General features: G+C 66.7%; 13 protein-coding genes. 7 read left to right on the top strand and 6 right to left on the bottom strand.

The annotated features are described in order from the left end of the window. Positions 1–479 precede the first annotated feature (479 nt). On the top strand, positions 480–677 hold the full coding sequence (locus tag BLU62_RS10635) for a CsbD family protein (RefSeq protein WP_074849454.1): 198 nt from the start codon (positions 480–482) through the stop codon (positions 675–677). Positions 678–765: 88 nt separating this feature from the next. Here the strand turns inward: BLU62_RS10635 and BLU62_RS10640 are convergent, their stop codons facing one another. The 3 genes from BLU62_RS10640 to BLU62_RS10650 all read right to left on the bottom strand — a co-directional run bounded on the left by BLU62_RS10640 (position 766) and on the right by BLU62_RS10650 (position 2,496). Continuing rightward, positions 766–1,248 carry a peroxiredoxin gene (locus BLU62_RS10640; RefSeq protein ID WP_074849456.1) on the bottom strand — a complete coding sequence of 161 codons (483 nt, stop codon included), beginning with the start codon at positions 1,246–1,248 and terminating at the stop codon, positions 766–768. Further along, positions 1,245–1,673, bottom strand: a complete 429-nt coding sequence (locus tag BLU62_RS10645) for a DUF3052 domain-containing protein (RefSeq protein WP_006867889.1) — start codon at positions 1,671–1,673, stop codon at positions 1,245–1,247. The genes BLU62_RS10640 and BLU62_RS10645 overlap by 4 nt, the downstream gene beginning before the upstream one ends. A gap of 202 nt (positions 1,674–1,875) precedes the next feature. Beyond that, entirely contained in the window at positions 1,876–2,496 is a 621-nt protein-coding gene (locus BLU62_RS10650) for a hypothetical protein (RefSeq protein WP_074849457.1), read from the bottom strand. A gap of 153 nt (positions 2,497–2,649) precedes the next feature. On the opposite strand from BLU62_RS10650, the gene aceE reads away from it, so the two are divergent. From aceE to BLU62_RS10680, 6 genes are all read left to right on the top strand, one after another. Next, positions 2,650–5,535 carry a pyruvate dehydrogenase (acetyl-transferring), homodimeric type gene (aceE, locus tag BLU62_RS10655; RefSeq protein ID WP_244278112.1) on the top strand — a complete coding sequence of 962 codons (2,886 nt, stop codon included), beginning with the start codon at positions 2,650–2,652 and terminating at the stop codon, positions 5,533–5,535. A gap of 21 nt (positions 5,536–5,556) precedes the next feature. Further along, positions 5,557–6,831: a PucR family transcriptional regulator gene (locus BLU62_RS10660; protein WP_074849461.1), complete on the top strand. Its 1,275-nt coding sequence runs from the start codon at positions 5,557–5,559 to the stop codon at positions 6,829–6,831. Positions 6,832–7,025: 194 nt separating this feature from the next. Then, on the top strand, positions 7,026–7,934 hold the full coding sequence (locus BLU62_RS10665; protein ID WP_074849463.1) for an ACP S-malonyltransferase: 909 nt from the start codon (positions 7,026–7,028) through the stop codon (positions 7,932–7,934). Positions 7,935–8,061: 127 nt separating this feature from the next. Further along, a complete protein-coding gene (acpM, locus tag BLU62_RS10670; RefSeq protein WP_074849465.1) occupies positions 8,062–8,364 on the top strand; it encodes a meromycolate extension acyl carrier protein AcpM in 303 nt (100 codons plus the stop codon). Next, complete coding sequence (locus BLU62_RS10675; protein WP_074849467.1) at positions 8,364–9,632, top strand: KasA/KasB family beta-ketoacyl-ACP synthase; 1,269 nt, start codon at positions 8,364–8,366, stop codon at positions 9,630–9,632. Before acpM ends, BLU62_RS10675 begins: the two co-directional genes overlap by 1 nt. Before the next feature lie 72 nt (positions 9,633–9,704). Then, a complete protein-coding gene (locus BLU62_RS10680; RefSeq protein ID WP_074852823.1) occupies positions 9,705–11,156 on the top strand; it encodes an acyl-CoA carboxylase subunit beta in 1,452 nt (483 codons plus the stop codon). 376 nt (positions 11,157–11,532) lie between these two features. Here the strand turns inward: BLU62_RS10680 and BLU62_RS10685 are convergent, their stop codons facing one another. The 3 genes from BLU62_RS10685 to BLU62_RS10695 all read right to left on the bottom strand — a co-directional run bounded on the left by BLU62_RS10685 (position 11,533) and on the right by BLU62_RS10695 (position 14,177). Then, the gene (locus BLU62_RS10685; protein WP_074852824.1) at positions 11,533–12,051 is read right to left on the bottom strand and encodes a DUF3145 domain-containing protein; all 519 of its coding nucleotides are present in this window, start codon (positions 12,049–12,051) and stop codon (positions 11,533–11,535) included. A gap of 128 nt (positions 12,052–12,179) precedes the next feature. Then, the gene (locus tag BLU62_RS10690; RefSeq protein ID WP_074849469.1) at positions 12,180–12,998 is read right to left on the bottom strand and encodes a serine hydrolase domain-containing protein; all 819 of its coding nucleotides are present in this window, start codon (positions 12,996–12,998) and stop codon (positions 12,180–12,182) included. A 48-nt stretch (positions 12,999–13,046) separates the two neighbouring features. Beyond that, complete coding sequence (locus tag BLU62_RS10695; RefSeq protein WP_074849471.1) at positions 13,047–14,177, bottom strand: NDMA-dependent alcohol dehydrogenase; 1,131 nt, start codon at positions 14,175–14,177, stop codon at positions 13,047–13,049. Positions 14,178–14,390: the final 213 nt, after the last annotated feature.

The raw sequence follows: 14,390 nt of genomic DNA on the forward strand, positions 1-14,390 counted from the left end.
TCGACCCGGTACACGAGTGGATCGACCGGATCGACGAGACCGCGATCTCGCGTTCCATCGCACAACCGTGGGGGATGTGGGTGCTGGTCGCGGTGGCGGTCGTCGCGGTGGGGTGGGGACTGCTGTTGATCTCCACCAACATCGCTCCGCGCGCCGTCGACGACGTCACTCTCCCGGACTCCGACGAGACGGGCGCCCTCACCATCGCCCCGAAGTTGATCGCCGCCGCGGTCACCGACGAACTCGAGGGTGATCCCCTCTTGCACAAGGTGTCCGCCACCGCGATCGACGACCGTGCCCGCAGCATCATCCGGGTCGTGGTCACGGCCCAACCGCTCCTACGACGAGATCAGCGGACCGGTCGAGGCGGCGGTGGAATCGATCACGACAGCTCTCGGGGCTTCGGACGTGCACGTGCAGGCGTTCGTCCACTTCGAGAAATGAGAAAGACCGACAGAGAAGAAGAGAAGGAGAGAGGAATGGGATTGAACGACAAGATCAGCAACAAGGCCGAGGACCTCGGGGGCAAGGCCAAGGAGGCGGCCGGCGACGTCACCGGTGACGACCAGCTCAAGAGCGAGGGCAAGGGCGACCAGCTGTCGGCCGCAGTCAAGAACGGTGCCGAGAAGGTGAAGGACGCCGCCGAGAACATCAAGGACAAGTTGACCGGCAACTGAGGCTCCGAACACCAGTGCCGGGTCGCCCACGGGCGGCCCGGCACTCTCATAGCTCCAACCCGCGCCCGGCGCGGCTTGGAGCTATAGGTCAGCCGACAGCGCCGAGCGCCTTGTCCCAGACGTCGTTCTCGCGCACCTCGCCCGGCCCGACCATGTCGGCGTAGACGATGACGCCCTCGCGGTTCACGAGGAAGGTTCCGCGGTTCGCGTACCCGCGATCGGAGTTGAAGACGCCGTAGGCCTTCGCCACGTCGCCGTGGGGCCAGAAGTCCGACAGCAGCGGGAACAGGAAGCCCTGGGCCGCCGACCAGACCTTGTGCGTCGGCGAGGGACCCACCGAGACCGTCACGGTGGTCACGTCGTCGTTGTCGAACCGCGGCTGCTGATCGCGGATGTAGCCCAGCTCGCCCTGGCAGGTGCCGGTGAACGCGAGTGGGAAGAAAACCACGAGCACGTTGCGATCGGCGCGCAACGCGCTCAGGGACACGAGCTGATTGTTCTGATCCCGGAGTTCGAAATCAGGTGCCTGGTCGCCGACACTCAGTGGCGCGACGGGCAGAGCATCGCTCATGCTTTCTTGCCCGAGCGGGCCTTGGGCTGGACGAGTCGGGCTGCCGACCAGTCCCCCAGGCTGATCGCCGATGTCTGGGTCAGGCCCGCAGTGGGCGCCGCCTCGGCGATCTCGCTCGGATCCACGTATCCCGGTTGTCCGGTCTTGGGCGAGAACACCCACACGTATCCGTCTTCGGCCAGCGGTCCGATGGCGTCCATCAGCGCGTCGACGAGGTCTCCGTCGCCTTCACGCCACCAGAGGACAACCACGTCTACGACGTCGTCGGCGTCCTCATCGACCATCTCGGCATCGATCGCGTCTTCGATGTCGGCCCGGAGCTCGTCGTCCGTGTCCTCATCCCAACCGACCTCCTGCACGACCAAGCCGGCCTTCAAGCCCAGTTTTTGGGCGTTGCTGCCCGTACCGTCTGTGGCGGCTACCACCGCGCGTGACCTCCTGAAGGTGTTGGGACGTTGTTTTCGTCGCTGGTCTGTACGTCTGTGTACGCCAACTCGCTTGTCAGCATAGGCAACAGCCTAAAGCCTCACATTGCAAGCCGACCGACGTCACCCGATTTCGGGCGTTTCTTTTTCGACGATCGCATGAACGACGATCGCACGGACCCCCGACACCCGCGACCGCGCATCAACGTCCGGGGCTCGTCGGAGCCGGGCTGGTGGTGACCGACGACCGCGGTGTGGCCGACGAGGCCGCCGGGAGCGGCGTGAAGCCCCCGCACACCTCGAGGAGTCGCGCCTTGTCACGCGTCCACTGCCCCGCCACCGGGTTGAGCTCGGTGCGCTGCTCCTTGCGGATCGCATTCTCGAGACGTGCCGTCGCGTCGAGGAACGTCCGCGCCGGCGTCGCGACCTCGGGCGGCGACGTCTCGGTGATCTTCGGCCGGATCTGATCGGCACCCGCGATCAGGCTCGCCCGCGCCTTGTCGGCGAGGTCCCCGACCTCCGGGTACGAATGCGTTGTGTTGAGCCGCTTGATGAAGGTGTTGTAGCCGCGCACCATCACGACCATCGACGACATCGACTCCCGGCAGAGTTCGACGCCCTCGGCACGCACCTGCGCGACCGCCGACGCCGACACCTCCGAACGGTAGACCGCCACCTCACCGGGCGCCGGCACACCCGTACCTCCGACCGTGGACGTGCACGCCGACAACATGATGCCCCCGAATGCCATGCCGACGGTAACCTTCGCCCGGACACCCCGGTGCCCTGTGCGGCCGGGCGTGGCCTCCCCTGTGCCCAGCATCGCTCTCCCCCTACTCATCAGTAACGCTGCAAGGACGCTACAGCACCTTCGCGATCGCGACAGCCTACACAGATCCACCCGGTGCCAAGCCACCTCACATGGGGCACGATGAGTGGTGACGCCGCACAACATCGGAGTGCAGTGTCGTACGCCATGCAGCCGGACCACCACCCCGAGTCCGGCCTGTCAGAGGGAGTAGGCATCACCGTGACCGACCAGATGGACCAGGCGACGCAGGACACGATTCCGAGCGAGCACGGCTCCGACCCGAGCTCCAACGGACGTACTGCCGGGCGGAGCGGACACCGAGTCCGCGTCATCCGCGAAGGCGTCGCGTCCTATCTGCCCGACATCGATCCCGACGAGACCACCGAGTGGCTCGACTCGTTCGATGCACTTCTCGACTCCGCCGGCCCCGGCCGAGCCCGTTACCTCATGCTGCGGCTCCTCGAACGCGCCGGCGAGAAGCGGGTGTCGATCCCCGCACTGACCTCCACCGACTACGTGAACACCATCCCCACCGAGGCGGAACCGTGGTTCCCCGGTGACGAGGAGTTCGAGCGCCGCTTCCGCCAGATGATCCGCTGGAACGCCGCGATCATGGTGCATCGCGCCCAGCGCCCGGGAGTCGGTGTGGGAGGCCACATCTCGACCTATGCATCGTCGGCGTCGCTGTACGAGGTCGGCTTCAACCACTTCTTCCGCGGCAAGAACCACTCCGGCGGCGGCGACCACATCTTCATCCAGGGACACGCCTCCCCCGGCATCTACGCCCGCGCCTACCTCGAGGGCCGCATCGACGAGACCCGGATGGACGGCTTCCGTCAGGAGCACAGTCACGCCGGAGAGGGCGGCGGCCTGCCGTCGTATCCGCATCCGCGCCTGATGCCCGACTTCTGGGAGTTCCCGACCGTCTCGATGGGCCTCGGCCCGATGAACGCGATCTACCAGGCGCGCTTCAACCACTATTTGCACGACCGCGGGATCAAGGACACCTCCGACCAGCACGTGTGGGCGTTCCTGGGCGACGGCGAGATGGACGAGCCGGAATCGCGCGGCTTCGCCAGCTTCGCGGCCACCGAGGGCCTCGACAACCTCACCTTCGTCGTCAACTGCAACCTGCAGCGGCTCGACGGCCCGGTGCGCGGCAACGGCAAGATCATCCAGGAGCTCGAGTCGTTCTTCCGCGGCGCCGGCTGGAACGTCATCAAGGTCATCTGGGGCCGCGAGTGGGACGCGCTGCTGCACGCCGACCGCGACGGCGCCCTGGTCAACCTGATGAACACCACCCCCGACGGCGATTTCCAGACCTACAAGGCCAACGACGGCGCCTTCGTCCGCGAGCACTTCTTCAACCGCGACCCGCGGACCAAGGAACTCGTCAAGGACCTATCCGACGCGGAGATCTGGAACCTCAAGCGCGGCGGCCACGACTACCGCAAGATCCACGCCGCCTACGCCTCGGCGATGACCCACAAGGGCCAGCCGACGGTCATCCTGGCGCACACGATCAAGGGCTACACGCTCGGCAAGCACTTCGAGGGACGCAATGCGACCCACCAGATGAAGAAGCTGACGCTCGACGACCTCAAGGCGTTCCGCGACAGCACGCGCATCCCGATCAGCGACGAACAGCTCGAGAAGGATCCGTATCTGCCGCCGTACTACCACCCCGGCGAGGATTCCCCGGAACTCCAGTACATGCTGGACCGCCGCAAGACGCTCGGCGGGTTCCTGCCCAGCAGGCGCACCAAGTCCAAGGTCCTCAAGGCCGACACCTCCTCGGCCCTCAAGGCCACCGCGAAGGGTTCGGGCAAGCAGCAGGTCGCGACCACCATGGCGCTGGTCCGCGTCTTCAAGGACCTGTTGCGCGACAAGGAGGTCGGCAAGCGCATCGTGCCGATCATCCCCGACGAGGCCCGCACCTTCGGCATGGACTCGTGGTTCCCGACCCTGAAGATCTACAACCGCAACGGACAGCTCTACACCTCGGTCGACGCCGAGCTTATGCTCGCCTACAAGGAGAGCTCCGAGGGCCAGATCCTGCACGAGGGCATCAACGAGGCCGGTTCGGCGGCCAGCTTCGCCGCGGTCGGCACGTCGTATGCGACGCACGACGAACCGATGATCCCGCTGTACATCTTCTATTCGATGTTCGGCTTCCAGCGCACCGGCGACAGCTTCTGGGCGGCCGCCGACCAGATGGCCCGCGGTTTCGTCATCGGCGCGACCGCCGGCCGTACGACGCTCACCGGTGAGGGTCTGCAGCATGCCGACGGCCATTCGCCGCTGCTTGCCTCGACCAACCCGGCGGTCGTCGCCTACGACCCGGCGTTCGCCTACGAACTCGGCCACATCGTCGACGACGGCCTCAAGCGCATGTACGGCGAGGAACCGGAGAACGTCTTCTACTACATCACCGTCTACAACGAGCCGATCAGCCAGCCGCCGAAGCCGGAGGGCCTCGACACGACGGGCATCGTCAAGGGCGGATACCTGTTCCACAAGGCTCCCGAGAACAAGGAGTACCCGGCCAACATCCTGGTCTCCGGCGTCACGATGCCCGACGCGCTGCGTGCATCCGAGTTGCTCGCCGAGGAGTGGAACGTCGGCGCGAACGTGTACTCGGTGACCTCGTGGAGCGAGCTGGCCCGCGACGGCATCCGCGCCGACCGGGAGGCCCTGCGCGATCCCGGCAGCGAGCCCGCACCGGCGTATCTGACCGAACTGCTGGCCGACGCGGCCGGACCGTTCGTCGGCGTCAGCGACTACATGCGCGGCGTCCAGGAGCAGATCCGCGCGTACCTGCCCGGTACCTACCTGACGCTCGGCACCGACGGGTTCGGCTTCTCCGACACCCGTCCGGCCGCGCGACGTTTCTTCAACGTCGACGCCGAGTCGATCGTGGTCGCGGTGCTCGTCGCCCTCGCCCGCGACGGCCACATCGACATGTCGGTGGCCAAGCAGGCCGCGGACAAGTACAAGATCGACGACGTCGCCGCCGCTCCCGAGCAGACCAGCGATCCCGGCGTCGCCTGATCCTGGGGCTAGATTGAGGGCGTGTCCGACGCGCGAGTGAATCAGCCCAAGAACCCACCGGCTGACGTGTTCGGTGAGCGGGGTGCGCATGTACCGGCCCCCGCCACCGTGCACGACGCGCTGCCCGACACGCTGCTCCGGCGCGTCAAGCAGTACAGCGGCCGCCTCGCCACCGAGGCGGTCCACTCGATGCAGGACCAGCTGCCCTACTTCGGCGACCTCGACGCCGCGCAGCGCGCGAGTGTGCAGCTGGTCGTGCAGACGGCCGTCGTGAACTTCGTCGAGTGGATCCAGGATCCCGAGGGCAACGTGAAGTTCACGGTCCAGGCGTTCCAGGTGGTGCCGCAGGACCTCGCCCGACGCATCACGCTCCTGCAGACCGTCGAGATGGTCCGTGTGGCGATGGAGTTCTTCGAGAAGTGGCTGCCGCTGCTGGCTCGCAACGACGCCCAGCTCCGCGCACTCACCGAGTCGGTCCTGCGCTACGGACGTGAGATCGGGTTCGCCGCGGCGGCCATCTACGCCTCCGCCGCCGAATCGCGCGGCGCCTGGGACTCCCGGCTCGAGGCACTGGTCGTCGACGCCGTGGTCCGCGGCGACACCGGCCCCCAGCTCCTCTCCCGTGCGGCCGCCCTGAACTGGGATTCCGATGCCCCGGCGACGGTGATCGTCGGGACACCGCCGCCCGAGCAGAACGTGTCGGTGCCGCTGGCCATCCACAACACGGCTCGACAGTTCGACCGCTCGGCGCTGTCGGTGGTCCAGGGCTCGGTGCTGGTCGCCATCGTGAGCGGCCCGGCCCGGCCGACGGAGAAGTTCGTCTCGGCCCTGCTCTCCCATTTCGCCGACGCGCCGGTGGTCATCGGACCGACCATGCCGAACCTCGGAAGCGCCCATGCCAGCGCCGCCGAGGCCATGTCCGCGATCGAGGCGGTGGTGGGCTGGCCGAACGCGCCGCGCCCGGTTCACAGCCTCGAGTTGCTACCCGAACGGGCGCTCAACGGCGACGAGGCGGCGGTGACCGCTCTCGTCGAATCGGTCGTCCGTCCACTCTCCGCGGGCGGTCCCACACTGACCACGACGCTCGAGGCCTACCTCGACTCCGGCGGATCGGTCGAGTCCTGCGCGCGAGTTCTGTACATACATCCAAATACGGTCCGGTACCGACTGAAGAAAATTGCGGAAATCACACGACGCGATCCGACGAACCCCCGCGACGCGTATGTACTACGTATCGCGACGACTGTCGGTCGTCTGACACACTTACGGCACAAATCGGACTCTCCTGCACCATGAGTCACACGGGTAACTGTCCGATTCGCCATTTCTGCTGATAGAAGCCTTAAGACAACGGTTCGGTAACGAATCTCAGCCTGATGACGAAGCAGGTGGCACTTCGGTGACGTTTGTGGGAACCCTACAAAACCCCGCGACAAGGTTCATGCTTCTCTACACCCACATCGGACCGGTAAAGGGTGTTCTCTGGTCACGTGCTTTCGATGCTTGCTCCCGGCCAGGGTTCACAGACACCCGGCATGCTCACGCCGTGGCTCGATCTGCCCGGCGCCCGTGACCAGATCGCCACGTGGTCCAAGCTCACCCAGTTGGACCTCGAACGGCTCGGTACCACCGCCACCGCGGAGGAGATCACCGACACCGCGGTGACCCAACCGCTGGTCGTCGTCGCGGCTCTCCTCGCCTTCGACGAGGTGCGTAAGAACGGCGAACTGCCCGCGGACGCGGTCGTCGCCGGCCACTCGGTCGGCGAGCTCGCCGCCGCCGCCATCACCGGTGTGATCTCGGCCGACGAGGCCGTCACCCTCGCCGCGATCCGCGGTGCCGAGATGGCCAAGGCCTGCGCCCTCGCGCCGACCACCATGGCCGCGATCCTCGGCGGTGACGAAGCCGCCGTGCTCGCACGCCTCGAGGAACTCGAACTCGTCCCCGCCAACCGCAACGCGGTCGGCCAGATCGTCGCGGCCGGTGCCGTCGACAAGATCGACGAGCTCATCGCCTCCCCGCCGGAGAAGGCCCGTATCCGCAAGCTCGCGGTCGCCGGCGCCTTCCACACCCACTTCATGGCCCCGGCGCAGGACGCCGTCGCCGCGGCGGCCGCGAAGATCACCCCGGCCGACCCGACTCGCACGCTGCTCTCGAACTCCGACGGGCAGCCTGTAACGAATGGCGCCGAAGCACTGACAAAACTGGTAGGCCAGGTGACCAGTCCGGTCCGCTGGGATCTCTGCTCGGCGTACCTGCGTGAGAACTCGGCCTCCGCCGTCGTGGAACTGCCACCGGCGGGCACGCTCGTGGGGATCGCCAAGCGCGAGCTGAAGGGCACCCCATCGCTGGCTCTCAAGGAGCCGGGCGACATCGCGAAGATCACTGAACTTGGATAGCGGTCGCGGTCAGTCCGCGACCCCCGGAATATCGGCGCCCGCCGCCGATGTGTCCAAGCGCGCGGACTCCCGGGTCCGTCCTGCGCTCCGGAAACAATTCACCCGATAGACGAAAGGGAACCACACAGTGGCTGCCACCCAGGAACAACTCATTGCCGGCATCGCCGAGATCATCGAGGAAGTCACCGGCATCGAGCCGTCCGAGGTGACGATGGAGAAGTCGTTCGTCGACGATCTGGACATCGATTCGCTGTCCATGGTCGAGATCGCGGTGCAGACCGAGGACAAGTACGGCGTGAAGATCCCCGATGAGGATCTCGCCGGTCTGCGCACCGTCGGTGACGCCGTCGGCTACATCCAAAAGCTCGAGAGCGAGAACCCCGAGGCTGCGGCTGCCATCAAGGCTCAGGTCGAGGCAGACCAGAACTGATGAGCTCCCCCTCCCTCCGCGACTACTCGACGCTGGGTGGGAACTTCCCGAGCGTGGTCGTCACCTCCATGGTGGCGACCACCTCGCTCGGCGAGGATCTCGACTCGACGTGGAAAAACCTGCTGGCGGGTGAGTCGGGCATCCGCGAGCTGACCGACGATTTCATCACCAAGTACAACCTGCCGGTGCGCATCGGCGGCCGCCTGCTGAAGGACCCGTCCGACGAGGTCACGCGAGTCGAGGCCCGCCGGATGGCCTACGTCGAGCGCATCGCGCACGTGCTGAGCAAGCGCCTCTGGGCGCAGGCCGGCGAGCCCGAGGTCGACAAGGATCGCCTCGCCGTCGTCATCGGTACCGGTCAGGGTGGCGGCGACGCAATGGTCGACGCCGTCCAGGCCATGGAGACCACCGGCAACTACCGCAAGGTGTCCCCGCTCGCCGTCTCGATGGCCATGCCCAACGGCCCCGCGGCCGTCGTCGGCCTCAACGTGGGTGCACGCGCAGGCGTCATCACCCCGGTCTCGGCGTGCTCGTCGGGTGCCGAGGCGATCGCACACGCGTGGCGCCACATCGTCATGGGTGACGCCGACATGGTCGTCACCGGTGGCGTCGAGGGCCACATCGACGCGGTGCCGATCGCGGCATTCTCGATGATGCGCGCGATGAGCACCCGCAACGAGGATCCTGCTGCCGCGTCCCGTCCGTTCGACAAGGACCGCGACGGCTTCGTCTTCGGCGAAGGTGCCGCGATGCTGATCCTCGAACGCGAGGAGCATGCTCGGGCCCGCGGTGCGCACATCCACGCGCGCCTCCTCGGCTCCGGCATCACCTCCGACGGGTTCCATCTGGTTGCCCCGGATCCCAGCGGTCAGGGCAACGCACGTGCGATGACCCGGGCCCTGCAGACCGCCGGCCTCCAGAAGTCCGACATCACGCACATCAACGCGCACGCGACGTCGACCCCCATCGGCGACACTGCCGAAGCGGCCGGCATCACCGCCGCGATCGGTCAGCACGCCGCGGTGTACGCACCGAAGTCCGCTCTCGGACACTCCATCGGTGCGGTCGGTGCGCTCGAGTCGGTTCTCACGATCAAGAGCGTCGAGGAAGGCGTCATCCCGCCGACCCTCAACCTCGAGAACCTGGATCCGGAATGCGACATCGACGTCGTCCACGGTGAACCCCGTTACGGACAGATCGACTACGCGATCAACAACTCGTTCGGTTTCGGTGGGCACAACGTGGCGCTCGCCTTCGGTCGCTACTGAGTCCTCGGCTTCGCGCCGAACTCGGTGGTGCCAGAGATGGACCACGCCCCGACACCCTTGGAGGAGACTGCGATGACGACATTGGCTCCCATGGCCGGCCGCGAAGAAGCCGCCGATCCCCGCGACCCCCTGTTGCGGCTGACGAACTTCTTCGACGAAGGCACCATGTCGTTGCTGCATCCTCGCGACAAGTCCGGGGTCCAGGCCGCTGTCGGCCTGGTCAACGGCGTTCGCACGGTCTCCTACTGCACCGACGGCACCGTCATGGGTGGTGCCATGGGTGTGGTCGGGTGTGCTCACATCGTCAACGCCATCGACACCGCCATCTCCGAGCAGGCGCCGGTCATCGGCATCTGGCACTCGGGTGGCGCCCGCCTCGCCGAGGGTGTCGAGGCGTTGCACGCGGTGGGTCAGGTCTTCGAGGCCATGGTCCGCGCTTCCGGGTACATCCCGCAGATCTCCGTTGTGGTCGGCTTCGCGGCCGGCGGCGCGGCCTACGGACCCGCCCTCACCGACATCGTGATCATGGCTCCGGCCGGTCGCGTCTTCGTCACCGGACCCGACGTGGTCCGCAGCGTCACCGGCGAGGACGTCGACATGGAGTCGCTCGGCGGCCCCACCACCCACGGCAAGAAGTCCGGCGTCTGCCACATCGTCGCAGACTCCGAGTCCGACGCCCTGTGGCGCGCACGACGTCTCGTCTCGACGTTCAGCCGGCAGGGCCACTTCAACCGCGAACTGGCCGCCGCCGGCGACACCGACCTCAAGGCCCTGCTGCCCGAGTCGGCCCGGCGCGCCTACGACGTCCACCCGGTCATCGAGAAGCTCCTCGACACGGCGCTCGCCGCCGACGGCGAGACCGAGATCTCCAGTTTCGAAGAGCTGCAGGCCAAGTGGGCCCCGAACATCGTCATCGGGTTCGGCCGGCTGTCCGGCCGCAGTGTCGGCGTGATCGCCAACAACCCGCTGCGCATGGGCGGTTGTCTGAACTCGGAGAGCGCCGAGAAGGCCTCCCGGTTCGTCCGGCTCTGCGATGCCTTCGGCATCCCCCTCATCGTCCTCACCGACGTCCCCGGCTACCTGCCGGGTGTCGGCCAGGAATGGAACGGCGTCGTCCGACGCGGCGCGAAGCTGCTCCACGCCTTCGCCGAGTGCTCCGTCCCCCGCGTCACGCTCGTGACCCGAAAGATCTACGGCGGCGCCTACATCGCGATGAACTCGCGTGCCCTCGGCGCCACCGCCGTCTTCGCCTGGCCCGGTTCCGAGGTCGCCGTCATGGGCGCCAAGGCCGCCGTCGGCATCTTGCACAAGAAGGCCCTCGCCGCCGCCCCCGACGACGAGCGTGAGGCTCTCCACGAGCGCCTCGCCGCCGAACACGAGGCCATCGCCGGTGGCGTCGGCCGCGCCCAGTCGATCGGCGTCGTGGACGAGATCATCGATCCCGCCCGTACACGCAGCATCATCGCCGACGCACTCGCGGCGGCTCCCGCCCGACGCGGCCGGCACAAGAACATCCCGCTCTGATCAGTCGACGCATACGAGAAACGCCACCGGTTCCCACCGGTGGCGTTTCTCGTATGTCCCTGAGACCGCGGGGCGAACTCACCACGCTCCCCGGGAAGCTTCTCCCTCTCGCTCGCTGTACTGCTTTCCCTCAACTCAACTCGGCGAAACATCCTCTCCCAGAGGGGCGCTCGGAGCCTGCGCACAGGCGTAGGACCTCGCTCCCTGAGTAGCCAAGGAGTCCGCGCACGGGCGTAGGTCCTCGCTCCCTGAGTAGCCCCGGAGCTTGCGCACCGGTGTAGGTCCTCGCTCCCTGAGTAGCCAAGGAGTCCGCGCACAGGCGTAGGTCCTCGCTCCCTGAGTAGCCTCGGAGCTTGCGGAGGGGCGTATCGAAGGGTCAGCCCACCCGCTGCTGCAGCCAGGTGACCTCGGCGCCGGCACCGCCCATGCGGTACTGCTCGAGGGCGTCGTCCCAGGCGGTGCCTAGGGCTGCTTCGAGTTCGCCGGCGAGACCGGCACTGTCGGGCTGTGATTCGATCATCGAACGCAGCTGGTTCTCGCCGATGATGACGTCACCGTTGGCGCTGGTCGATCCACGCCAGAGTCCCAGGCCGGGGACATAGCTGTAGCGCTCGCCGTCGACACCCTCACTGGCGTTCTCGGTGACCTCGAACCGCAGTGCCGACCATTCGCGCAGAGCGGTCACCAAACGTGCCGCTGTCCCGACCGGCCCCGCCCAGTCGACAGTCGCACGCTGCATACCCGGGTCGGCGTCCTGTGCCGACCATTTCAGGTTCGCGCGCGCATTCAGGGTCGACGACAGAGCCCACTCCACGTGCGGGCACAGCGCCACGGGCGCCGAGTGGATGTACACCACTCCCGTTGTCATGTCCGCAAACTGGTTCAGATTGCGCACCTTTTCACCTCCGTTGTCGACGAGGAACGTCTTCCCCAACACACCTCGCGACTGACGGATATCACACTCGTGGGATTTATTGTGCCCCATGATGCACGTGTTGCGCTAGTTTTCTGTGCGAGAAAAGTTCATTTCTGTGACGAAAGTTCACTGACGACGTGGTCGTTGAACTCGCTCCACAGCGGCTTCGCCCACGGCCCGAAGGCGCGGTCGGTCAGAACGACGCAGGCGGCCTGCAGGTCGGGATCGACCCAGAGGTAGGTACCCGCCTGGCCGAAGTGGCCGAATGTCCGGGGCGAGTTGCCCGCCCCGGTCCAGTGCGGGGACTTCTCGGACCGGATCTCGAAACCGAGACCCCAGTCGTTGGGCCGATGCCTGCCGTATCCCGGCACGAAGCCGTCGATCCCCGGGAACTGCACCGATGTCGCGTTCGCGAGCGTCTCGGGAGCAAGGATCTGCGGCGCGAGCAGTTCCCGAGCGAAACGCGCCAGGTCGGCGACGCTGGACCGTGCCGCGTGGCCGGCCGGGCCGTACAACTCCGTCGACCCCATTCCGAGCGGCGTACAGAGCGCGTCGGCGAGGTACCGATCGAAGGCGATGCCCGTCGCCTCGGCCACCACCTCGGACAGGATCTCGAATCCGGCGCTCGAATAGATGCGCTTCTCCCCCACACCCGCCTCGACCTCCCGCGAGTCGAACGCGAGCCCCGAGGCGTGTGCGAGGAGATGAGCGATGGTCGCCCCGGGCGGGCCCGCGGGGTCGTCGAGTTCGACGGCCCCTTCCTCGACAGCCACGAGAACCGTCTCGGCGACGAGGAGTTTGGTGACCGAGGCGAGTTCGTAGACGCGAACGGGGTCGCCGAATTCCTCGGCGACCCCGTCGCGGGTGATGATCGCCGCCGACACATGGTCGACGGGCCATTCCGTCAGAGATTCAAGGACCGACACATCGGGTCACGTTACCCGTGCCCGCGTCCCGGCCGGTGAGTGCAGGACTCACCAATCCTCCTCGGTGTAGCGGATGACGCCACGAATGTTGCGACCGTCCAGCATGTCCTGGTAGCCGTCGTTGATCTGGTCCAGACGGTACTGACGGGTGATCATGTCGGCGATGTTGAGCTTGCCGATCTTGTACATCGAGAGCAGCTGCGGGATGTCGAGCTTGGGGTTGGCCCCGCCGAAGATGGAGCCCTGCAGGTTCTTCTGCAGCAGCGTCAGCATCGCGAGGTTCAGGGTCACGTCGCTCTCGAGCATGTTGCCCATGCCGGTCAGCACGCAGGTGCCGCCCTTGGCGGTGATTCCCATCCACAGGTCGACATCCTTGCCGTGGACCTCGCCGACGGTGACGATCACCTTCTGGCACATACCGCCGTGGGTGGTCTCCGCGATCGCCATGGCAGCTTCTTCGACCGACGCGAACGCCGCGGTGGCGCCGAACTTCAACGCCTGCTCACGCTTCCACTCCACCGGATCGATCGCGAACACGTTGCGGGCACCGGAGATCACCGCGCCCTGCAGAGCCGCGGTACCGACACCACCGACACCGACGATCGCCACGTCCTCACCCGGGCGGACGTCGCCGCTGCGCGTCGACGAGCCGTAACCGGTGGGGATGCCACAGCCACACAGTGCAGCGACCTCGAACGGGATGTCCTTGTCGATCTTCACCGCCGACGCCTCGTGCACCACCATGTACGGCGCGAAGGTGCCGAGCAGGGTCATCGGGTAGACGTTCTCGCCGGCCGCCGTCTGGATACGGAAGGTGTTGTCCGACACGGCTTCACCCTGCAGCAGCATGGCGCCGAAGTCGCACAGGTTGGCCATGCCCGACTGACACGAGGGACACTTTCCGCACGACGGGATGAACGACAGCACGACGTGGTCGCCGACCTCGAAATCGGTGACACCCTCGCCGACCTCGGCGACGACGCCCGCACCCTCGTGGCCGCCCAGAATCGGGAATCCGGCCATCGGGATGCCACCGGTCATCAGGTGATGGTCGGAGTGGCACATGCCCGCCGCTTCCATCCTGATCTTGATCTCGTGGGCCTTGGGATCGCCGATCTCGATCTCCTCGATCGCCCACGGCTTGTTGTGCTCGCGCAGCAGCGCACCCTTTGTCTTCACTGGTCTCCTCCGTTCGAACCCGGCAACAACTTCGCCCCGGGAAGTCCGCCCACAGCGACGTTGCCGTCGCTTGTGACTGTAGTCACTCAATCACAAAATTGGAACGTGTTCTAGTCTGCGTTCCATCGCTTCAGGTCACCGTCGGATCGATCGATCCGACGCCGAGACACGACGACCTGGGCACGCGTGGTCGCGCGCGCCCAAGTCGGGTTG

This window comes from Gordonia westfalica (assembly GCF_900105725.1).
GTDB classification, from domain to species: Bacteria; Actinomycetota; Actinomycetes; order Mycobacteriales; family Mycobacteriaceae; genus Gordonia; species Gordonia westfalica.